Raw genomic sequence first — 23,252 nt, 5'->3', positions numbered from 1 at the left:
GCAAAAGGCAGTGAATGTCATGTTAAGCGATTCATTAAGACAATACTATGAGAGCTCTCCATGGAAAGATTCTGTTTTCTGCTGGTATCCCTTCGAAGAAGGGATCACCTATGAAATGGTCAGGGATCCGAAGGACCTCTCAGTTGAAGCTTTGGTAGCTTACAAACAAAAGTTAGGACCTCATGGCCGTTTGCTTCTCGTGTATGAGAATCCTTATGCATTGCGCTATTGGGCAGGAAAACGAGCGCCGAACACGGGAGTGCCCTATGATACGTTGTATGGTGGTGGCGCAAACCCACTCCCAAGCAAGGCAGAATTGCAAACGAGATTGAAACTTGCAGGTTTTGAAGGTCAAAAATGGTTTTATCCGCTAACAGATCATTATTTTACTCGTGAAGTATATTCAGAGAATTACCTTCCCGATGAGTTTTTGAACCAGAGATTTGTTCCTTATATTACTGATGATGGATCCGTACAATTCGATGAGCGTGCCCTTTACCGCGAAGTTATTCGCGGCGGCGCATTTGAGTTTATGTGCGGCGCCTATTTTGTAGAAGCACGGGTTTGCTCTGACGATCCATCTTGTGTCGTGGATTATGCGGCAATTACGATTTATCGTGAGCCGGCCAAACGCTATGCTACAACGGTTCGTAATGATGGCACGGTGCATAAAACACCTCTTCATCCCGATGGCAAGGCAGGCCTACTGAAAACCTTGCGTAATCACGAGGAGCTTGCTAGTTTGGGTGTAAATGTCATTCAGATGAAAATAGAAGACGATTCACTGGTTATGCCGCGTTTGAATTTGCCTACGTTGTGGGATTATTGGGCGAAGAAGCTCTCGGTCGGAACATTTGACGATGGTGAGATGGTAGCCCAGTTCGACCGCATTCGTGAAGCCATTATGAAGGCTGCACAAACCGGCAAATGCTTTTGGGAACTCGTTCCTGCGAATTGTTTTTACGATAAAGAGAACGACGAACTTATCTTTTTTGATCAGGAATATTATTGGGATAATGTTTCGCCTGATGTTGCGATTACAAGAGCATTGTGGTCATTTAAATATTCACCGGTATTTAGCAGTGATCCACGTTCAGAGGCTTGGCTCGAACTTTTGAAAGCACGTTACGGGATTTTAGAGAGTTTTGAACAGTTATCTGAATATGCACATATGAAAACATTCGCTGAAGTATTTGGTGAAATAGCATATCCGCTTGATTATGAAACGGAGCGGTCAATGGGGGATATTGCGAAACGGTCGGAAGTGACACGTCGATATTCCAGATTCCTCCCTGCTGTTAAAAAGCTAAAGGTATTGGGATTTAAACAACCGGCTATTTACGGTTTTGGCTTGCGTGGAAAGGTTTTGCAGCGTGCGTTTGACGATAATGGAATGAATGTAACAGCTGTTATTGATAAATCGCTCCACAATACCGAAAATATGCAAGAAATACTATCAATTAACAACAGAGATGTTCTTATAATTAGCATCTTAAATGGCGATGAAATAAGTAAGAACTTACGTGAGAGAGTAACCATACCTGTGTATACCTTAGGAGAATTAATTGGTGAACAAACTAAATGAGTTACAGGTCGTTGAACTTGATATTCTTCGAGAATTTGCAAGAGTTGCAAAGCGTGAAGGACTAACTTGGTTCGCCATGTTCGGAACTCTTCTCGGAGCGGTTCGCCATAGAGGATTCATCCCCTGGGATGACGACATCGATATTGTCTTACCTCGCAAGGAATATGATCGAATTAGGCTTTCAAAAGACTGGTTTAGCGAGCCGTATTTTCTGCAAACACCGCAGAATGATCCTGCCGCTGCTCCCCGCTTTATTCGGCTGCGGCGAAGTAATACGACCATCCTCTCAAATTTCCCTAATGGGCATACGCGAGGCGGCCACATGGGGGTATATATTGATATCCTTCCCCTTGACGATATGCCAAGTGGTGATGCTGCAAAAAGGGTTCAGGAAACGGCATTAAAAATGCATATGCAAATGTATGCTTCAGCAGCCCTTGATGAAAGCGAAGGGGCTGAGATTCCTGAGGCCAAAGAAGAATTTTGCTACGGAGCTGGCGGAATATCGGGACAATATGAATTTCTAGCAGAGCGATATGAACGCTTCTGTTCGAAGTATACAAACCAGCTATATTACTCAGTCCCTGTGTTGAAGGGTGAGTATGGTAGGAGAGTGTATGATAAAAAATGGTTCTCGGAAAGTGTTGAAGTGGATTTTGAAAATTTAAAAATCCCTGTGCCTGTGGGCTTTAATGAAGTACTAATTGCATCCTATCCCGGCGGACTTTATGAGCCAGATATGAAAAGTCGCAAGCCTAAGCACAGAGAATGTACTGTGGATTTGAATCGTTCGTACAAAGAGTACGTTCGTCGCTATACTGACATGCTGAGTGATATTGAAGGTAAGAAGGTATATATCTTCGGTGCCGGTGATAGCCTTCGTATTTGGTTGGAACGTTATAGCCGAAATCTGGATGTCGTTTGCGCGTTTGATAATAAAACAAGCGCATGGGGGAATTTAGCATTTGGCGTCCCCGTACGTGCTCCTTCAGAATTACCAGTGTTAATGGATGAGAATTCACGGCTTATAATCGCAAGCATTTATCATAAAGAAATAGCCAAACAGCTTGAGGAAATGAAAGTGTTCGATTACTACTATTTTATTGACGGCCTACATTATATGAGGAGTACAAACAATGATACAAGGTAAAGTGAGCATGGTTGTACCCTGTTACAACAAAGTGAACGATATAGGGCCAATGCTGGAGAGCGTAATCGCACAAGTGTGGAATCATATCGAGCTCATTCTCGTCAATGACGGCTCAACCGATGGTACTCGTGAGGTAATCTCTGAATATGAACCCAAACTTCGTGCTAGGGGGTATGAGGTTGTTATTATCGATCAACTTAATTCAGGCTGCTGTGCTGCAGTGTATGCAGGGCTAATTAAGATGTCAGGGGATTATTTCTGCCTTGTTGATTGTGACGATAGCATTGAACCCGAATATGTGTCCACAATGGCAGGCTGGTTGGACGAACATAAGGATTATCAATGGGCTGCATGCTCATTCAGACCCTATTTAATTCAAGATGGTAAAGTTGAACCGCAGGAAGTAGTCTCTAGTGCAAGCATGGCCAATAACGATCAACTTTTGGTCCATCACCTATTGCGGAAAGTAATCACTACATCTTGGGTATATATGTCCAGAATGAGTTATGTGAAGCACTGCCGTTTAATAGAGAATTTCTGTAGTGAACGTAGAAAAACGTATGAGCCACTATTTGCTGTCCCATTAATGCTTGGCGGCGGGAAATTGAAATGCTTTGATGAGGGTCTGTACAGGTATAATCGATTTGCAAGTGATTTGTATTCCTTCGATACTTATACAAAGCTTGAAAGCTTCTATAATGACTATTCCTATTTATATAAATGGAGTATCGAGCGGGCAGAAATAAGCCGTAAAGAAAAGGACAAATTGTTGGCATTAGACAAGTATGGGAAGTTAAAAGATTACCTAAGCCAACTGAACAATTTGGATCTTAACCATCAATCTATGAGTAACAGAGAGCAGCATTTAGATGAATTTGCTGAATATGCGGTTTCATTGATTGACGAATTGTTTGACCCGAAGCCTCACTATGAACCTGAGCTATTCAAGTCAACACGCTACTTAGATATCATGAATTACCTCGATACTATTATTCTTGAGCCCGAAAATCAGAAATTTAAACCTCAAGCTCATTCGCGAGTTATCGCATATGGAGCACTTGGAATCAATGCTGAGAGAGTATTACCTTTAATTAGCGGCACAGGCTTAGAGCCTGAACTTTTATGGGATAATTCAGCCGCAACAGATACCACTATTCATGGAAAAGTAGTAACAAGACCTCAATTTGATGAAATTAACGAGGATGATGTAATTCTTGTATTTCCAAGATCTCTCGATGTATTGCAATTTGTTCAACAGAATTGCCGAGGGGTTAAGACGATAAGTATGGATAACATATGGAAATTTATGCATATGCACGTGGATAATCGGCTTCCGGTGAATTGTCAGTTTGTATATTAGAGACCGTATTTCCGGAGCGTAATTCTAATACTTGGGAGGGTTAAAAGATGCTATCAACGGACACGGACAAAAAATGGAAGATTGGATATATCTCAGGAGTGTTCGATATGTTCCATATAGGGCATCTTAATTTAATCCGTCGGACAAAGGAACGTTGCGACAAGCTGATTGTAGGCGTTCTTACAGATGAGTTGGTATCGAAGCACAAAAACAAGTGGCCGACTATATCTCTTAAAGAACGATTAGAAATTGTAGGAGCACTCAAATATGTGGATGAAGTTGATGTAACAACTGAACCACTGATAAATAAAATTAGTGCTTTCGAAAAATACAAGTTTGATGCGATGTTTAGCGGAGACGACCATGCCAATGATGGTTGGGCGCACGAAGAGGAGGCACTTAAAGCATTGGGTGCTGACTTGGTTTTCTTTCCTTACACCAATGAAGTAACTACTAGCCGCTTGCAGGAAATCACTTTGCCTCCCAAAGCAGAACATGCAGATAAAGCACGACGAATAGATGCTGGCGTTCAATTTATATTCCCTTTTGATAAGGTGCATAAAAAGGAACGTGTCATCATCTATGGCATTGGTAAAGTCGGTGAACAATATGCCCGCCAGCTCTCAACATTGGATTTCTGCGAAGTTATAGCATTTGCGGATACTTACGCCCAACCTGGCGATAGCTTCGAGGGAAAACGTTGCTTGACCCCTGAGGAAGTACGGTCTTATGTAAGTGATTATGATCGTATTGTGATTGCTTCTACAACGTATCACTCTCAGATTGTATCGCGTTTGCGGTCACTAGGAATCGAACCGGGGAGAATTATATGAGAAAAGTTATTACATACGGAACGTTTGACTTATTCCATGAAGGTCACCGCCGGTTGCTCGAACGAGCGAAAGCCCTCGGTGACTACCTTATTGTTGGTGTTACCACAGAGCAATATGACATTCAACGGGGCAAGATGAATGTCGTTGATTCCCTCATGAGCCGAATTGACAATGTGCGCAGCTGCGGCTACGCCGATGAAATTATCGTAGAGGATCATGAGAGTCAGAAGATCGGCGACGTTCAAAAGTTTAACGTGCATACTTTTGTTGTCGGATCCGATTGGCGCGGCACATTTGATTATCTCAATGAATACTGCGAGGTTGTCTATCTCGAGCGGACGAAGGATATTTCAAGCACGGAATTGCGCATTGAACGGAACAGGAGCATTCGGCTTGGAATTGTTGGAAGCGGGCGTATTGCAGAGAGAACACTCTCAGAAGTGAAGTTCGTGAGTGGCATCTCTGCAACATCAGTATTTAACCCTCGCCTTAGCAGCGCCGTAGCTTTTGCCGATCGCTTTGAACTAGCCATGGCTTATGATAACTACGACGTTTTTCTTGACCATGTTGATAGCGTGTATATTGCCTCGCCTCATGAAACTCATTATGAATATGCGCGCCAAGCTTTGTTGGCTGGAAAGCATGTTCTTTGTGAGAAACCAATGGTTATGCGCGAAGTTGAGGCACGGAAGTTGTATGAGTTGGCACAGCAAACAGGTCTTGTGTTAATGGAAGCCATCAAGACAGCTTATGCGCCTGGTTTTCTTAACCTGCTCGCCATTGCCAAAAGCGGACGTATTGGAAAAATTTATGATGTAGAAGCCACATTCACAAAGCTTATACCTTGTGATCCCAATATGCGGGAGTATCTCCCTGTTGTCGGCGGGAGCTTTACGGAACTTGCTAGCTATAATTTGCTGCCAATCCTGAAGCTGCTCGGAACCAAATTCAATGATCTACGTTTTGAATGTTTTAAAGACAATAGAGACGTGGACATCTATACGAAAGCATACTTCCGCTTCGAAGATGCGATTGCTACAGTTAAAACCGGCATTGGTGTTAAAAGTGAGGGGCAGCTGCTTGTTTCCGGAACAAAAGGATACATTCAGGTTAAATCACCTTGGTGGCTAACTAAAACGTTCGAAGTGTGCTACGAAAACCCGGATAATAATGAAAGCTTCTCCGCACCGTTCCCAGGTTACGGAATGCGCTTTGAGATCGCTGACTTTGTTCGCAATATAAATGAACCGGCTAGGCGTAACTATAAACTGACTGCTGAAGAGTCAATAACAATGGCCGCAATTATTGAGCAGTTTTTGCAAGTGAGAAATGGGAAAGAACTCGCGTTGGACCTAATTTGAAAGGCGGTAGTAAAATGCAAAGCAAAGTAAGTATGGTTATGCCTTGTTATAATAAAGTAAAGTATATCGGTGAAATGTTCGACTCCATTATTGCACAGGAATGGGACAATATTGAGCTTATACTTGTAAATGATGGCTCCACTGATGGGACTCGTGATGTTATTGCTGAATATGAGCCTAAGTTCCGAGAGCGTGGTTTTGAGATTATAATAGAAGATCAAAAAAATGCTGGAGTATGTGCTGCTGCCAATGCGGGTCTTGCTTTGGCTACTGGTGACTATATTTGCATGGTGGATAGCGACGATGAATTAGACCCCGAATTTGCTTCTATAATGGCTGAATGGCTCGATAAAAATGCCGATTACGATTATTGTATCTGTGGTGGAGTGCACTACACAGGAAGTGGCGATAGTAAACAATTTGAGCCATTGAATTTAAGCAAAATAAACAATGAAGAGCCTTATTATACAGAACGGTATCTTCTAACGGATATTCGCCCAACAGTATGGGTTTACTTAGTAAGGGCGGAATATATTAAACAATGCAATATCATCCAAAATTACTTTACGGACACCAAGGGTTCGCATGAGCCGGGATATATAATCCCTCTGACCATGAATAAAGGCAAATATAAATATTTTGATTTACCCCTATACCGTTTCAACGCGGCCGATTTAGGACATTCGCGTCATGATAAGTATGAATTACAGAAAAAGTTCTATGATGAATATTTCCAGCTTTGTGAGATCGCGATAAACCGATTACCGGATGATATCGCTGATTCTAAGAAGAAAGAACATCTAATGAATACGGCATTAGTATCAAGAAGCATTAATGTTTATCGCTGTGCTCGAAATCTCTCCGATGGTAATCAATACTTGGATCAATCACTGAATCAATTTATTGTGGTTGTGAATCATATCGGTCTCTTGCCATATGAATTAACAACGGAAATTGTGGAAGACTTCGGCTTTAACGTAGTGAGCCGATTTGTTTGCAATTATTTAATGGGTTACCTTCCAGAAAAAAATGGACATCTATCTTCTATTCGAAGCAAGCAAGGACGCTTAATAGCGTATGGCGCTGGCAGGGTAGCAAATAGGGTATTACCGGACTTTATTAAGTACAATCTTGTCCCGAATGAAGTTTGGGATATGAAAGCTAATCAAGGTGATCGTATTTTTGAGATTTCACTTAATCCGCCTAGTTTTGACTCGCTTACGAAGGATGATACAATTATTATTCTTTTGAAAAGCTATAACGATATTGAAGATATCTTGCTTAAAACGAATGCGAATGTAGTTTATTATCAAGATATACTGGATGAGTTGGTCTCCGAACGGTTTTTAGAACTGTTAGTTAAGTAGTACGAGCAATAGTATGAGGAGAATACTATAATGCAATCAAAAGTAAGTATGGTTGTTCCTTGTTATAATAAAGTTAATTACATCTCTGAAATGCTTGATTCGGTTGTTGCTCAGAAGTGGGACAACATTGAAGTCATACTAGTAAACGACGGTAGTACCGACGGAACAAGAGATATAATCACTATATATGCCGAAAAATTAAAACGTCGTGGTTATGATGTAAAGATTTTTGATCAAGAAAACCAAGGTGTAGCAGCAGCAATTAAAAGTGGGTTACAGCTTGTTACTGGTGAATTTGTTTGCATGCCTGATTGTGACGATATATTGGACAAGGAATATGTTTCAGCTATGGTTCATGCACTGAAGCTATTTCCAGATGTCAATTGTGTTGTCTGTGATGTAGTGGGAAGTGGAAGGGTATCATGGTCAACTTCGAAATATGACAGTCCTGAAATTTCCCTTATATCGAATGACCGGCATATTTTATTGAAAAAATTTATTTTGGCTTCATTTTTTCAATCTGCATGTCTGATGATGATGCGATCCTCATTGCTTAATAAATTGAATCTTATTGAAAAATTTATTACCACTGTAAGAACGACTCAAGAGCAGCAGATTTGGCTTCCGATCTTGGTTTCGGAGGACGCTATCATTCACCTAAATAGGCAACTATATACCTATATGGTACGGGAAAATTCAATTGAAACTTCAGTTACGGATATACAAAAAATTTATAAATATGCTGAAGATAGATATGCACTAACACGGGAAACGTTGAGGAATTATGCCGACTCTTCGATTGAAATGGATGCCTTTTATAAGGTATCTAATATCGTGAAGTGTCTTATGATATATGCTCGAATAAACCAACACGAATTAGAAGAGTATAGATCCAGCAGTATCAGGAAGTTTATTGAGGCTGTGAATGAGAGTGAACTATTGCCATTTACTTTAACAACGAATCTCGTTGAAGATTTCAGTTTCTACGTAGTAAGTCGATTTATTAGCTATTATTTAACTGATTACACCACTGAAAACAAAGGCATTCTACCTGTTATTCGAAGTACTCAAAATCGCTTGATCGCTTATGGTGCTGGTAGGGTGGCAAAAAGGGTATTACCGGATTTCGTTAAGTATAATTTAGCTCCAAATGAAGTTTGGGATTTACAGGCACTTCAAGATGACTGTTTGTATGAGCTTCCTTTAAAAAGACCCGATTTTGAGTCGCTCACGAAGGATGATACGATCATTATTTTTTTACATAGTTATAAAGAGGTAGAATATAACTTGCGCAAGACTGAAGCGAACGTATTTTATTTCCAAGATATACTCAATGAATTAGTCAATGAGCATTTAATAAAACTGACATTGAATTCTAATGAGCAAAGAGGAATCCGGTAATAATCGTTCTTAGGAAGGGGCAGAATCATGCAGCCTAAAGTAAGCATGATCATTTCATGCTATAACAAAGCTAAATATATTTCTGGTATGCTTGATTCTGTCCTTGCACAGAAGTGGGACAACCTTGAAATTATATTGGTCAATGATGGTAGCGAAGATGGGACTAGAGATGTAATTGACCAATATGAGAGAAAACTTATAACCCGAGGTTATGAAGTCGTTATTCTTGATCAAGAAAACCAGGGCGTAGCAGCCGCGGTGAAAAATGGATTAAAGCTTGTCACGGGTGAATTTGTTTGTATACCAGATTGTGATGATTTGTTATGTGAAGAGTATGTTTCTGCCATGGTAAATGCGCTGATTCAATACCCTGATGTAAATTGTGTGGTTGGTGATGAAGTAAGGAATCGGTGGGATTTCGGATTTGCTCCGGAGATAAATAGGCCAGAGATTACTCTAGTGTCGAATGATAATCGGAATTTGTTAACGAAGTTCATGTTGAAGAAACTTCGGACTTCTGTGGCAGTGATCATGTTTCGAACCGTATTAATTAGTAAATTGCGTCTACTTGAACATTTTATTACCCATTTGAGCCACACTCAGGAAATGCAGATTTGGCTTCCGATCTTAGCTGCGGAGAAGGCTATTATTTACCTGCGAAAGCCTATATACTCATACATTTTACGTGAAAACTCCATAATAACATCGCAAACGGACATGCAAAAAATTCACCAATTCCAAGAGTCTATATGCTTATTATCCCAAACCACGTTGAAGAATTGTATGGATTCGTCAACGGAATTTGATTTTTATTGCAAACTAGCTGTTATAAGCAAATATAGAAATGTGGTAAGGCAGATAAGTCAGAGTCCTCATCTGGAAAGTTACCATGATTACTATATGAATCAATTTTTACAGGCTGTGAGTGATACCCTGCCTACTCAAATAAGTAAAGAACGCCTTGAAGAGGTCGGAATATCTATAACTTTCTGTGCTATCAGCAATTATCTCACACAGTATTCGCCTAACATTAATAATACGCTATCTGTTATTCGGAGAACAAAAGGACGATTGATCGCATATGGTGCCGGTGTTATAGCGAGAACAACTTTACAGGATTTTATAAACTGCAATATTGTTCCCAATGAAATATGGGATATCAAAGCAAAGCAAGGTGACTGTCTCTTTGAGATACCTCTTACGCGACCTGACATTGATTCACTCTTGAAGGATGATACGGTAATCCTATTCTTGAATGGTAATCAGGATGTTGGAGATAAGCTTCGTAATACAAATACGAACTTTTTTTATTTTCAAGATGTACTGAATAATTTAGGCGCTGAGTATTTTCCAGAATTGATTGTGAATAATAGTTGCGGTTGCAGTGAGGTGCGGTGAGTGAAGCCAAACAAGTATTACCCATTTCCGATGGAAGCATTAAATCATGACTTGCCGTTAGTTATTTATGAAACGGGAATCATTGCTGAGCAATATATCGATCAAATCGAAGCATTAGGTTTACGAGAGCGTATTCAATATTGTGTGGACACATTTTCTTCTGAACGCAAGGAGTTCCGAGGGATTCCGGTATTAAATCAGCAACACCTTGCTCAGCTCCCAAATAAACAAGAGATGATTTATGTCGTTGCTGCGTTCTGGGAATCGTTCACGATTGCAAATGCACTTATTGAGTGCGGCATTGACGAAGCCCGCATTATTATGCCTATGCAGATGGAAACCGAAGGTCAGCCAGGTTTCTTTCCTTTCCATAAACATGCTCTACGCCATATTGTTATTTATCCATTTATGACCTCAATGGAAGCACGTGAAGATATGGAGGCTAGACTTAACTGGTTTCTGCCGAATAGAGAGAATCTACATATATACCACCCTCAAGTCAGCCCAAATGAGGAGGAGTGGGAACGTGAGATGGATGCTTGCGATTTTCTCCTTGTATGGGAACAGGAAAGTTTGAATGATGCGATCTTACAGCCTTATCGGATGAAAATAGGATGTGGGGATCCGGAATATTTGGAAAGACCGGAATTACTAATTTATGCGAGATTACATTATCGCACGTTGGATTTTGAGGCACGGGCTTCGTTGCTAACTCAGTCGAAGCTGAACTTCGAGCGGATGCAGGCTCAGGTCGATAAGGAGGAGCCTGCCTATGTGTTTGGATCTGGTCCTTCGCTAGAGATGGTACTGGATGCACAGCTCGCTCCAGGAATTAAGATTATATGTAATTCCATTGTTAAGAGTGAGAAGTCGCTCGAACTATTGAATCCAGATGTGTTTGTTGCCGTTGATGCATTCCTGTTTAGTCATACGAGATTTAGTCAGGAGTATAGAGAAGCGGTTAGGCAATTTCTTAGTCCCTCCTCGAGATACTGCATCGTCCCTGAGATGTATGCAGCGTTGTTGTTTGCTCATTATCCAGAGTTGCGACGTCAAATCATTGGAGTTCCAATTACAAGTACGATTTATCATTTCCCGATTGTAGATTCGTTCTGGGCAAAATCTTTGTCTAATGTAATTACAACTTTAGCAATACCAATAGCTTCGTCACTTGCGAGTACGATCATTATCGCAGGCTGCGATGGGTCACCGAGCATAAAAAATCACTGGGAACATAGTAAGGTCGCGCAGTGGGATGAGACGTTGACTTTAGCGCGTAAGGCTCATACATCTTATAGCCTTATTAGTAGTGATACGGAAGCTTATCTCGAGAGGCACAATCGCAACATGGAGGAACTAATTAGACTCGGTGAGGAAAGTGGAAAAGAATATCGTTCCCTTACTCCATCGTTTATTCCTGCATTGACTAAGCGATATAAAGCACTGGAACGAGAAGTATGAAGCTATTAGAGAAAATATTTGTTAGAGGAAGTGTACATTGTGAGTAAATTCCGCAGAGTGCTCGTAACTGGGGCCGATGGCTTCATTGGTTCTCATTTAACAGAAGCGCTCGTTCGCCAAGGCTATGATGTGCGCGCATTTGTGATGTACAATTCGTTTAACTCGTGGGGATGGCTGGATCATGCAGCGGCGGATGTGCAAGGCAAGTTTGAAGTGTTCGCAGGAGATATTCGCGATCCGCATGGAGTAAGTGAGGCGATGAAAGGGTGTGATGCTGTGCTGCATTTGGCGGCGCTAATCGCGATCCCATATTCGTATCATTCACCGGATACATACGTGGACACTAACATTAAAGGGACACTTAATGTCCTTCAAGCAGCCAGGCAGCTTGGCGTGCACAAGGTCGTACATACATCTACAAGTGAAGTTTACGGTACAGCACTTTATGTGCCTATTGATGAGAAGCATCCGTTGCAAGGTCAGTCGCCTTATTCGGCGTCCAAGATTGGTGCTGATCAGATGGCGTTGTCATTCTACCGTTCTTTCGAGCTGCCAGTCAGCGTCATTCGACCGTTTAACACCTATGGCCCCCGTCAGTCGGCGAGAGCGGTCATCCCGACGATTATAACGCAGCTTGCCGCGGGGCAAGAGCGGATTAAACTTGGCGCCATTCATCCTACTAGAGACTTTAATTATGTACAAGATACCGTTCGCGGCTTCATTCATATGTTGGAATCCTCAGCTAGCGTTGGAGAAGTGATTAACATTGGCAGCAACTTTGAAGTGTCCATTGGGCATACGGCCAAGCTGATCGGTGAAATCATGGGCAAGGATGTCGAGTGGATAACTGATGAAGAGCGAATTCGTCCGGATAAAAGTGAAGTTGAACGCTTATGGGCGGATAATAAGCTAGCGGCGGAGAGGATTAATTGGCAGCCGGAGTTTGCAGGCGAAGAAGGCTTCCGCAGAGGTCTTGCCGAAACAATTGCATGGTTTACCGAACCGTTTAACTTAAGACAATATAAAACATCGATTTATAACATATAAGGGGGGCTGCAAGGTGAGTCAACAACATCTAGCTAATGCTATCGTCGAAATGTTGGAACAGGCGTATCCACAGCGAAAAGGCCTGCTCGCTTTGCATGAACCGTGTTTTTCAGGTAATGAATGGGACTATGTAAAGGAATGCATCGATACAGGTTGGGTGTCTTCCGCTGGCTCATTCGTCGATCGTTTCGAGCGCGAGCTTGCAGAGTGGCTTGGAGCGGGATATGCGATACCTGTCGTGAATGGCACGGCTGCTTTACATGTGAGCTTGTTATTAGCGGGAGTCAAAGCAGGGGACGAAGTACTCATCCCCTCTTTGACTTTTGTTGCTACTGCGAATGCAGTTTCGTATTGTGGCGCGATTCCGCATTTCGTGGACGTTACGGAGACCACGCTAGGGATGGACGTCGAAGTACTAGATCACTACTTGCGCGATATTATTGAATTGGACGCAAATGGGGATCCGAGGAATCGCTTGACGAGAAACAGGATTAAAGCCGTTGTGCCGATGCATACATTTGGACATCCTGTTGACTTGGAATCTCTAGTGGAGCTTTGTGACAGATATCGCCTGGTGCTGATAGAGGATGCCGCGGAGTCGTTAGGTTCTCTTTATAAAGGTAAGCATACAGGCACATACGGACATATCGGAGCGATTAGCTTTAACGGCAACAAAATCTTGACCACTGGCGGAGGCGGCGCCATTGTAACGAATGATGCAGAACTAGCGAAGAAGGCGAAGCATCTGACAACAACGGCCAAACTTCCACATCGCTGGGAGTTCCACCACGATCAGATCGGTTTCAATTATCGAATGCCGAACCTGAACGCTGCGCTTGGTTGTGCACAGTTGGAGCGACTAGATCAAACAATTGCGGATAAGAGACAAATTGCTAATCGCTACAGTGAGCTCGTTCATCCTATTGAAGGAATTAGACTGATGAGTGAGCCACAACATTGTCGCAGTAACTATTGGCTGAACGCGATCATTCTGGATAAACCTGATGCAGCGTTGCGCGATCAGATATTACAACTGACCAATGACGCAGGATTCCAAACGCGCCCTATCTGGCAGCCGATGCATCGGCTGCCGATGTTTGAGCATCACCCGCGCATGCCGCTTCCGATAACGGAACGACTAGAATATTCCGTAATTAACATTCCGAGTAGTCAGGGGCTGATTGATCTATGACATCAGTCGAAAGTAGACGGATTGCAGTCGTAACCGGCACAAGAGCCGAATACGGGTTGCTTACTCCGCTGCTTAGGGAACTGCAGGATGATCCAGATATTGAATTGCAACTCATCGTCACCGGTATGCATTTGTCACCTGAATTCGGACTTACGGTACAGCAAATTGTAGAAGACGGATTTACAATGGATGCGAAAGTAGAGATGCTGCTCTCCAGTGATACGCCAGTTGGCATCACGAAATCGATGGGATTGGCCCTAATTGGTTTTGCGGATGCGTTAGACCGTCTGAAGCCGGATATGATGGTGCTGCTCGGTGATCGGTATGAGAGTATGACCGCGGCTCAAGCGGCGATGATTGCGAATATTCCGATCGCACATCTTCACGGTGGTGAGAGAACGGAAGGCGCAATTGATGAAGCGATTCGCCACTCCATTACGAAGATGTCTCATCTTCATTTTACGTCAACCGAGCAATATAGACAGCGAGTGATTCAATTAGGGGAAAACCCAGAACGTGCATACAATGTTGGTGCGATTGGTCTTGATAATATTTGTCAACTTGAACTACTTACAAGAGAAGAGCTGGAGTGTGCGTTAGACTTCAAATTCGGAGATGTCAATCTGTTAGTAACATACCATCCGTTAACATTGGCGACGCAGTCTTCGAGTAAGCTGACGGAACAACTATTAGAAGCTTTAGACCGCATTCCGGATGCCCATATTATTATTACCAAGCCGAATTCCGATACAGATGGGCGTATTATCGCCAAGATGATGGAAGAATACGCTGCAAAGTATCCCAATCGTGTGAAATGCTTTACCTCGTTAGGGCAGCTTCGATATTTAAGCGCGTTAAAACATGTGCAGGCTGTTGTCGGTAACTCATCGAGCGGAATTATCGAAGCGCCGATGTTTCATGTGCCAACGGTAAATATTGGCTTACGTCAATCAGGAAGGATCAAGGCTGCAACGGTTATAGATTGTGGTTCTTCAAGTGATGAGATTGCTGCTGCTATCCAGATGGCGTTGTCGGATACTTTCCGCGCCTCATTGCCACAGGAAGTTTCTTTATATGGTGAAGGCCATACTTCGTCGCAAATCAAGCAAATATTGAAGTCTATCGCATTAGAAGAGCTTCTAATGAAGTCTTTTTATGATATGAAATCGGGGGCAAGCGAATGAAGCCATCCACGTATATCATTGCGGAAGCGGGTGTCAACCATAACGGTTCGCTAGCGATCGCCAAGAAGTTGGTTGCAGAAGCAGCTAGAGTTGGCGCTAATGCAGTGAAGTTTCAAACATTCCGAGCAAATAAGCTCGTCAGCGTTCGCGCCGAAAAAGCAGAGTACCAGAAGCGGCTTACGGACTCGGAAGAATCACAACAGGATATGATTCGTAAGCTGGAGTTGTCGCAGGACGAGCATTTTGAATTAATAGCATGCTGCCGAGATCACAATATTGATTTTTTATCGACTCCCTTCGATGACGAGAGTCTCGATTTGTTAACGAATTCGTTAAAACTGAGTCGGTTGAAATTTTCGTCGGGCGACTTGTCGAACCTTCCTTTCTTGTTGAAAGCTGCAAGAACAGGTTGTGAATTAATAATCTCGACCGGTATGGCGACAATTGGTGAAGTTGAAGAGGCTTTAAGTGTTATTGCTTTCGGGCTGATTGCCGACCGTGACGCGAAGCCGTCTCTGATGGCATTCAAGAGCTGCTATTCCTCTGAAGAGGGGCAGAAGTCTTTGCAGGATCATGTAACATTGCTCCACTGTACGACAGAGTATCCAACTCCTTACGAAGATGTTCACTTGAATCGAATGAAAACACTTAAACAGGCGTTCTCTCTCCCGGTCGGTTATTCCGATCATACGCTTGGGTCGGAGGTTTCTGTGGCTGCAGTCGCATTAGGCGCAGTCATCATCGAGAAACATTTTACGTTGGACAAGACGATGGATGGACCAGACCATCAAGCATCGCTAGAGCCGCAAGAAATCCAAGAGATGATAACACAAATTAGACATATTGAAGTAGCCCTTGGAACAGGCGTCAAATATGCGGCTACTTCCGAGCTTAAAAATATGGTGCCTGCACGTAAAAGTATAGTTGCCTCCTGCGCTATTCAACACGGCGAGACATTCGATGAGATGAACTTGACATTGAAGCGTCCGGGCAATGGCCTTCCTCCCTCGATGTATTGGAACCTACTGGGACGTAAGGCAGATCGGAATTATGCGGAAGATGAGCTGATTGAATGGTGAGTGTTCCTATGGATGCTCCTATTATTATTATAGGTGGCGGTGGACATGCCCGTGTATGTCTGGATTTGCTCTTGCGCCAGAATGTAAAGGTGCATGGTTATATCGCCAAAGAGTCTAACCCAATGATTCATCAGATTCCCTATCTGGGCGAAGATGAGCAGGTGAAGTCTTTCTCCCCGAACCAGGTACGGTTAGTGATGGGAATTGGCTATGTTGTCGGTTCCTATCTTCGTGAAGAACTATTTAACCGATATAAATCTTTAGGATATGCATTTGCCACGCTTATTCATGATTGTGCGATTGTGTCTTCAAATGCAAAGTTGGGAGAAGGCGCGCAAATTATGGCAGGTGTTATTGTACAGACAGAGGCTGTCATTGGAGATAACGCTTTGATAAATACGAGGGCATCGGTTGATCATGATTCGCAGATTGGCAACCACACAGCGGTTATGCCGGGGGCGACGATATGTGGTCATGTTGATATTGCAGAAGGTGCATTCGTCGGTGCGGGTACAACGATCATTCAGAGTCTATCGGTTGGTAAGCGCAGTGTAATAGGGGCAGGTTCAGTAGTTATAAGAAATCTGCCTGCGCATGCTTTTGTTTATGGGATCTCTGCCACTGAAAAGGGAGAAAAGACTTGATGCTTTAATACTGCTGACCATTGGTGACGGAAGGAGTCTTTACACATGAGTGAATGGAGAAAAATACTGATTCCGGAAAAGACTTCGATTATGGAAGCTTTGAAAATAATTGATGCAGGAGCGATGAAGATTGCGCTCGTCATCGACGATGAACAACGACTTAAAGGTACCGTTTCAGATGGGGATGTCAGACGGGGAATCCTTAAAGGAATTTCACTTAACGAATCGGTCAAGCAGATTATGAATCGCAAACCGACCACCGTTCACGTTGACGATTCACAGGAGAAAATATTGGCCATTATGAAGTTAAAAAGCCTTCAGCAGATCCCTGTCGTCACAGATGATAAGGTCGTCGTTGGTATTGAAACGTTGGACAAGCTGGTATCGAAGGAGTTTCACGATAACTGGGTCGTGCTCATGGCTGGTGGTTTGGGGACTAGATTGCATCCGTTAACAATGGACATTCCAAAGCCTTTGCTAAAGGTTGGGAACAGGCCGATTTTGGAGACGATTATCAATAATTTTGTCGATAATGGGTTTCGTAAGTTTTATATTTCGGTGAATTACAAGTCCGAGATGATTGAGCAGTATTTTGGAGACGGTTCGCATCTCGGAATAGAGATCAGATACATACACGAAGAGAAAAGAATGGGAACAGCGGGAGCACTTGGGCTGTTGCCGGAAAAACCAGATAAGCCGATTTTCGTCATGAACGGCGATCTGTTAACGAAGGTTAACTTTCAGCAGTTGCTCGATTTTCATACCGAGAACCACGCACATGGAACGATGTGCGTGAGAGAGTATGATATGCAAGTGCCTTATGGGGTTATCAAGTCGGATAAGCAAAAATTCATCGAAATCGAAGAGAAGCCCGTATATCATTTCTTTGTGAACGCTGGCATTTATGTTTTGAATCCTGAAGTGTTAGATTTGATCCCGAAAGATACGTTCTACGATATGCCTTCCGTATTTGATAAGCTGGTCAAGCTAGGTTGCGAGACAGTTGTATTTCCTGTGCGCGAATACTGGATGGATATCGGACGCCACGACGACTACGAACGAGCCAATTCCGATTTCGTGGGAGTGTTCTCATGAGCAAGGAATATAAAGTAATGGCATTGATCCCAGCCAGGGGAGGATCCAAAGGTGTACCGCGTAAAAACTTGCGCGAGCTAGGGGGCAAGCCGCTGATTGCTTATTCGATCGAAGCGGCACTCAAATCCCGATACGTAACAGATGTCGTCGTATCCTCTGATGACGAAGAGATATTATCTGTTGCCAGGAGTTATAAAAGCCATATTCTAAAACGACCTTCAGAGCTGGCGCTGGATCATACGCCGAGCATGGATGTCGTCATACACGCGCTGCTTGCAATGCAAGGGTATACACATCTTGTACTTCTTCAGCCAACCTCGCCATTTCGGACAGCCGAAGACATTGATAATTGCTTGCAATCGTGTTTTTTATCGGGATCTGTATGCGTATCGGTTGTTGAGGCGGATAAACCACCTCAATGGATGTACACGATTTCGGACGAACGCGTTATCGTTCCGTTAATGCCGGAACGTAAGTATGTCAGACGACAGGACATTCCGAAATCATATGCGCTTAACGGAGCCGTTTATGCAGCTGAGACTAATCGACTTTTAGAAACCCGAGCATTCGTGACAAATGATACAAATGCCTATATTATGCCTAAGGAGCGTTCTCTAGATATTGATACTCCTCTGGATCTCGAAATAGCGGAATTTTTTATGGGTAAGAGAATGGGCTTTGCTCAAGAGTAAACATTGGCTTCAGCTTAAAGCAATTTAGGTAAAAAGGACTGTTCAAATGAACCAATACATCTACACCCTCCGCCTCATCCCAATATTGCAAAACGAAGCGAATTGGACTGATGAGTACAACGCCATCGTAAGCAAGCACTTCCAATACCTCAAGCAGCATCTGGAACATGGCGCGCTCATTATGGCGGGAAGAACGTCACCCCTCGATGAAACAACATTCGGGATAGTCATCTTCAAAGCAACAAGCGAGGAAGAAGCCTGCACATTCATGCAAAAGGATCCTGCTGTCGCCGAAGGCGTCATGACAGCGGAACTGTTTCCTTTTCACGTTGCACTATCACCGATCGAGCTATAGTTCTCTCCAAGTAGACAAAGACCCGTACGATAACAATCGTTCGGGTCTCTTTTTGATTATCCAATTTATTCAAACGTTCCCGTGCACATGTTTGCCCCGTTCATTCGTTGACGCCCCCACAAATCCTAAGTTAAGATAATCAAGCAAATTAAAGGCCGATTACAGCAGGAGTAAGGAGGCACAATGATGTCCAACAGTGAGCACGAACCAAATCCATATACCAAAGAATATGCACAGCAGCTCGACAACCAGGACGCGCTTGCCCATTTTCGCAATGAATTTTACCTAAGTCCAGACTCCATCTACATGGACGGCAACTCGCTCGGTCTATTATCCAAGCGAGCAGAGAAGTCGCTGCTAGATATACTCGCAGCTTGGAAGCTCCAAGGGATTGACGGCTGGACGCAAGGTGAGTATCCGTGGTTCTACCTCTCGGAGAAGCTGGCAGCGATGAGCGCGCCGCTCGTAGGAGCTGACGCAGATGAAGTGATTGTAACAGGTTCAACGACCGTGAACCTCCACCAGCTGGTCGCTACCTTTTATAAGCCGCAAGGCACCCGCACGAAGATTCTTGCGGATGAGTTGAATTTCCCTTCAGACATCTACGCGCTGCAAAGCCAGCTCAAGCTGCATGGCTATGATCCGGATGAGCATCTCATTCGGGTGGCAAGCCGCGATGGACGCTTCCTCGACGAGGATGACATTATCGCTGCGATGACGGATGAAGTTGCGCTTATTGTGCTGCCAGCGGTGCTGTACCGGAGCGGGCAAGTGCTGGATATGAAGCGCCTAACGGCTGAAGCGCATGCGCGCGGCATCCTAATTGGCTTTGACGGCTGCCATTCGGTCGGCTCGATTCCCCATTCGTTCAGCGAGTGGGAGGTTGACTTTGCCTTCTGGTGCAATTATAAATACTTGAACAGCGGACCGGGCGGAACAGCGAGTCTGTACGTCAACCGCAAGCACCACGGGACTTCACCGGGCCTTGCAGGATGGTTCGGTTCGCGCAAAGATAAGCAGTTCGACATGGAGCATCAGTTCCACCAAGCGGAGACTGCGGGTGCATTCCAGATCGGGACGCCGAACATTCTTAGCATGGCGCCGCTCATCGGTTCGCTGGAGCTGTTCGCGGAAGCGACTCTGGAGAAGCTTCGCGAGAAATCGCTGCACATCACGCGCTATATGATGGAGCTGATCGAGCATGAACTAGGCGAGTTCGACTTCACGATCGGCAATCCGCTGGAGGATGATCGCAGAGGTGGGCATGTGAGCCTCGAGCATCAGGATGCCGCGCGAATCTGCAAAGCGCTCAAGGAGCTTCAGCACATTGTGCCGGATTTCCGCGCTCCGAACATCATTCGGCTAGCGCCAGTTCCGCTATACACGAGCTACGGCGACGTGTGGGAAACGGTGCAGCGTTTGAAAACCATCTTGGCGGATAAGCAATACGAGAAATTCGCCAATACGCGCGATGTTGTCGCATAAGATGGAGAGAGGAGCGTTCGAGTAATGACCTTGATCGATATTTCTCGTCCTTTGACGAACGGGACGCCGACTTGGCCGGGGGATACGGCGTTCAACTATGAATTGAGCTGGTCCAAGGAGCAAAGCGGTTCGGTGAACGTAGGCAAGCTGACGATGAGCATTCATACGGGGACGCATGTGGATTCTCCGTTTCATTTTGACAATGATGGCCGCAAAATCATGGATCTCGACCTGCAGCTCTACATCGGACCTGCGCGTATGATCGACGTATCCGGTCGCCCAAGTATTGGTGCAGACGATCTAGCCCAGTTCGACCTCGAAGGGGTTACTCGTCTGCTGCTACGCACAAACTCGTGGACGAATCCAAATGAATTTCCTGAACAGATTACTTACTTAAGAGCGGATCTCGCTCCATTCTTACATGCGCGGGGCATTCGCCTCATTGGCGTCGATGTCCCTTCGGTCGATCCCTTGGACAGCAAAGAGCTTGCAGCCCACCACGGTCTGCATTCGCATGACATTCACATCTTGGAAGGGCTCGCCTTAGATCACGTCGCCCCAGGAGATTATGAACTTATCGCGCTACCGCTCGCGCTTGAAGATGCGGACGGCAGTCCCGTACGAGCCGTGCTTCGACCATACACACCCTAGAACAAAGGAGCTAAGAACAGATGGCCGACACCCCTGCACCGCAAAATAATAACAGTGAGAATCTTGTTTCTGACTTCTCGAAGTCTATGTCTTACGGTGATTATCTCCACCTCGACGAGATTCTGTCCAGCCAGCATCGGCTGTCTGGTCATCATGATGAGATGCTGTTCATCATCATCCACCAAGCCAGCGAGCTGTGGATGAAGCTAATTCTGCATGAGCTGAATGCCGCTCGCAGCTGTGTTCAGCAGAATAACTTGGAGCCAGCTTTCAAAATGCTCGCCCGCGTCTCCAGAATCCAACAGCAGCTCATCCAGTCATGGGATGTACTATCAACGTTGACGCCTGCGGAGTACATGGAGTTCCGGCATGCGCTCGGGAGTTCTTCCGGCTTCCAATCGTACCAGAATCGCTTGATCGAATTCGTGCTGGGCCTTAAGAAGCCGAGCGTGCTGGCCGTCTATGAGCATCAGACAGAGCTGCATAAGCAGCTAACCGATGCGATGAGCGAGCCGAGCATCTACGATGCGGCAATTGGAGCGCTTGCGGCGCGCGGCTTGAAGATCGACGCAGAGTATTTGCAGCGCGATTGGTCGCAGCCATATGTAGAGAACGACAGCGTGAGAGAAGCTTGGCTAACGGTATACCGCGATGTCGAGCAATATTGGGATCTGTACGAGCTCGCCGAGAAGCTCGTCGATATCGACAGCCGCCAGCAGCAATGGCGCTTCAACCATATGGGAACGGTGGAGCGGGTCATCGGCTTCAAGCGCGGAACCGGCGGTTCGTCCGGCGTTGATTATTTGAAGCATATTGTCAGCCAGCGGCATTTTCCGGAATTGTGGAGCCTTCGCACGGTATTGTAACGGTTGCCACAGTATCTAGAGCAGATTAACGCCTATCTATCCAAGATAGGCGTTTTTTTGTGTATAATTAGGCAACAGTCAAACTGAAAGGGCTTACAAAAAAAGGAGACAGCGCTAATGAACGATGTCCTAACGAGCTTACAGCGTGATCGACTGACGGAGCAGGTGGCAAGCGAATATGGCTTCGATGATGTGCGCATCGCGTCCTTCATGGAAGGCTACGGCTCGCGATTCGTCGCTTTGCTTCACACAAGTGATGGCAAGTATGTGTTAAAAGCAAATGATCGCACGGCAGTGCATGCCAAGCTAGCCCCCGTTTATGAGCATCTGCGCGCAAGCCGATTCACCGGCATGTTTAATCTGCGAAGCACCGTTGCGGGCAGCCTGTTTATCGAATTCGAAGGGAATTGCGACGACGATGCTACGGCCTGCTATGTGTATCCGTACATTGAAGGGTCAAGTCTCAGCGGAAGCTCGGCGCTGTTCGCCGGTGTCGGCAATACACTAGGCCGGCTTCACCGAATTGAACCCATGCCGAATTTATCGCGATGGGACCTTAATTCGCTGATAGGCGATATCGTCAACGACCGGCTGCCGAGCATCCCCGAGCCGCATCGGTCGAACCTGCTGCAGCTAGCACCTGGCTTCGCCAAGCTGTCCTCCCTTCCAAAAGCAATCATCCACGGAGATGTAGGAGAAAGCAACGGCGTATACGATGCGGCTAGCAATCGCGTCATCCTGATCGATTGGGACAGCTGCGGCATCGCACCGCGTATTATTGACGCGGGCTACCCGCTGTTCGGGCTGCTGGACGATCAGCTGCAGTTTCATTGGGACAAAGCGGCAGCCTACGCCGCAGCGTATGCCGAGTCAATCGAGCTGACAAGCGAGGAGCTAGAGCTGCTTCACTACGCCGTGCTGCTGCTTCCTTGCAATCATATTTTGCACGGTGATCTGCCTACCAAACTTGCCCGAATTCAGTGGTTCATCGACAATCGGGAGCAAGTAGCAAGGCTGTTCACGCTATAATTTCAAGTTTATTTTAT

The 23,252-nt window shown here is 44.8% G+C and carries 21 protein-coding genes and 1 pseudogene; all 22 read left to right on the top strand.

Translation table 11 applies throughout. From position 1 onward, the window contains the following. Positions 1-19 precede the first annotated feature (19 nt). The 22 genes and pseudogenes from AC0YNX_RS13995 (at position 20) to AC0YNX_RS13890 (ending at position 23,235) form a co-directional block, all read left to right on the top strand. Positions 20-1,585 (top strand): hypothetical protein, encoded by a 1,566-nt coding sequence (locus AC0YNX_RS13995; RefSeq protein WP_475816307.1) that lies wholly within the window; start codon positions 20-22, stop codon positions 1,583-1,585. After that, positions 1,569-2,735, top strand: coding sequence for a LicD family protein (locus tag AC0YNX_RS13990; RefSeq protein ID WP_475816306.1), 1,167 nt, complete (start codon positions 1,569-1,571; stop codon positions 2,733-2,735). Before AC0YNX_RS13995 ends, AC0YNX_RS13990 begins: the two co-directional genes overlap by 17 nt. Then, on the top strand, positions 2,722-4,095 hold the full coding sequence (locus AC0YNX_RS13985; protein ID WP_475816305.1) for a glycosyltransferase family A protein: 1,374 nt from the start codon (positions 2,722-2,724) through the stop codon (positions 4,093-4,095). The genes AC0YNX_RS13990 and AC0YNX_RS13985 overlap by 14 nt, the downstream gene beginning before the upstream one ends. A 47-nt stretch (positions 4,096-4,142) precedes the next feature. After that, positions 4,143-4,928: an adenylyltransferase/cytidyltransferase family protein gene (locus AC0YNX_RS13980; RefSeq protein WP_475816304.1), complete on the top strand. Its 786-nt coding sequence runs from the start codon at positions 4,143-4,145 to the stop codon at positions 4,926-4,928. Next, positions 4,925-5,296: pseudogene (locus tag AC0YNX_RS13975) on the top strand (adenylyltransferase/cytidyltransferase family protein); the annotation flags it as partial. The gene AC0YNX_RS13980 and the pseudogene AC0YNX_RS13975, both read left to right, overlap by 4 nt. Next, positions 5,291-6,289 carry a Gfo/Idh/MocA family protein gene (locus AC0YNX_RS13970; protein ID WP_475816748.1) on the top strand — a complete coding sequence of 333 codons (999 nt, stop codon included), beginning with the start codon at positions 5,291-5,293 and terminating at the stop codon, positions 6,287-6,289. The pseudogene AC0YNX_RS13975 and the gene AC0YNX_RS13970, both read left to right, overlap by 6 nt. Before the next feature lie 14 nt (positions 6,290-6,303). After that, entirely contained in the window at positions 6,304-7,656 is a 1,353-nt protein-coding gene (locus AC0YNX_RS13965) for a glycosyltransferase family 2 protein (protein WP_475816303.1), read from the top strand. A gap of 30 nt (positions 7,657-7,686) precedes the next feature. Next, positions 7,687-9,057 carry a glycosyltransferase family 2 protein gene (locus AC0YNX_RS13960; protein ID WP_475816302.1) on the top strand — a complete coding sequence of 457 codons (1,371 nt, stop codon included), beginning with the start codon at positions 7,687-7,689 and terminating at the stop codon, positions 9,055-9,057. A 27-nt stretch (positions 9,058-9,084) separates the two neighbouring features. Continuing rightward, positions 9,085-10,455 (top strand): glycosyltransferase family 2 protein, encoded by a 1,371-nt coding sequence (locus tag AC0YNX_RS13955; protein WP_475816301.1) that lies wholly within the window; start codon positions 9,085-9,087, stop codon positions 10,453-10,455. A gap of 30 nt (positions 10,456-10,485) precedes the next feature. Beyond that, the gene (locus AC0YNX_RS13950; protein WP_475816300.1) at positions 10,486-11,916 is read left to right on the top strand and encodes a motility associated factor glycosyltransferase family protein; all 1,431 of its coding nucleotides are present in this window, start codon (positions 10,486-10,488) and stop codon (positions 11,914-11,916) included. Positions 11,917-11,952: 36 nt separating this feature from the next. Continuing rightward, positions 11,953-12,963, top strand: coding sequence for an NAD-dependent 4,6-dehydratase LegB (locus tag AC0YNX_RS13945; RefSeq protein ID WP_475816747.1), 1,011 nt, complete (start codon positions 11,953-11,955; stop codon positions 12,961-12,963). Between the two features lie 13 nt (positions 12,964-12,976). Beyond that, positions 12,977-14,155, top strand: a complete 1,179-nt coding sequence (locus AC0YNX_RS13940) for a LegC family aminotransferase (RefSeq protein ID WP_475816299.1) — start codon at positions 12,977-12,979, stop codon at positions 14,153-14,155. Then, a complete protein-coding gene (gene neuC / locus AC0YNX_RS13935) occupies positions 14,152-15,339 on the top strand; it encodes a UDP-N-acetylglucosamine 2-epimerase (protein ID WP_475816298.1) in 1,188 nt (395 codons plus the stop codon). The genes AC0YNX_RS13940 and neuC overlap by 4 nt, the downstream gene beginning before the upstream one ends. Beyond that, complete coding sequence (gene neuB, locus AC0YNX_RS13930; protein ID WP_475816297.1) at positions 15,336-16,418, top strand: N-acetylneuraminate synthase; 1,083 nt, start codon at positions 15,336-15,338, stop codon at positions 16,416-16,418. The genes neuC and neuB overlap by 4 nt, the downstream gene beginning before the upstream one ends. Before the next feature lie 8 nt (positions 16,419-16,426). Further along, positions 16,427-17,062, top strand: a complete 636-nt coding sequence (locus AC0YNX_RS13925; RefSeq protein WP_475816296.1) for an acetyltransferase — start codon at positions 16,427-16,429, stop codon at positions 17,060-17,062. A 45-nt stretch (positions 17,063-17,107) separates the two neighbouring features. After that, positions 17,108-18,157 (top strand): nucleotidyltransferase family protein, encoded by a 1,050-nt coding sequence (locus AC0YNX_RS13920; protein ID WP_475816295.1) that lies wholly within the window; start codon positions 17,108-17,110, stop codon positions 18,155-18,157. Continuing rightward, the gene (locus AC0YNX_RS13915; protein WP_475816294.1) at positions 18,154-18,849 is read left to right on the top strand and encodes an acylneuraminate cytidylyltransferase family protein; all 696 of its coding nucleotides are present in this window, start codon (positions 18,154-18,156) and stop codon (positions 18,847-18,849) included. Before AC0YNX_RS13920 ends, AC0YNX_RS13915 begins: the two co-directional genes overlap by 4 nt. Positions 18,850-18,895: 46 nt before the next feature. Then, positions 18,896-19,204: a YciI family protein gene (locus AC0YNX_RS13910; protein WP_475816293.1), complete on the top strand. Its 309-nt coding sequence runs from the start codon at positions 18,896-18,898 to the stop codon at positions 19,202-19,204. A 183-nt stretch (positions 19,205-19,387) separates the two neighbouring features. Continuing rightward, positions 19,388-20,689 carry a kynureninase gene (gene kynU, locus AC0YNX_RS13905; RefSeq protein ID WP_475816292.1) on the top strand — a complete coding sequence of 434 codons (1,302 nt, stop codon included), beginning with the start codon at positions 19,388-19,390 and terminating at the stop codon, positions 20,687-20,689. Positions 20,690-20,713: 24 nt separating this feature from the next. Then, on the top strand, positions 20,714-21,340 hold the full coding sequence (gene kynB / locus AC0YNX_RS13900) for an arylformamidase (RefSeq protein WP_475816291.1): 627 nt from the start codon (positions 20,714-20,716) through the stop codon (positions 21,338-21,340). A 20-nt stretch (positions 21,341-21,360) separates the two neighbouring features. Continuing rightward, a complete protein-coding gene (kynA, locus tag AC0YNX_RS13895; protein ID WP_475816290.1) occupies positions 21,361-22,206 on the top strand; it encodes a tryptophan 2,3-dioxygenase in 846 nt (281 codons plus the stop codon). A 117-nt stretch (positions 22,207-22,323) separates the two neighbouring features. Then, positions 22,324-23,235, top strand: coding sequence for a phosphotransferase (locus tag AC0YNX_RS13890; RefSeq protein WP_475816289.1), 912 nt, complete (start codon positions 22,324-22,326; stop codon positions 23,233-23,235). Positions 23,236-23,252 lie beyond the last annotated feature (17 nt).

The sequence above is a fragment of the Paenibacillus sp. J31R98 genome, assembly GCF_056269245.1.
The sequence above is the reverse complement of the archived record's forward strand: the minus strand, read 5'-3'. Positions and strand labels throughout refer to the sequence as shown.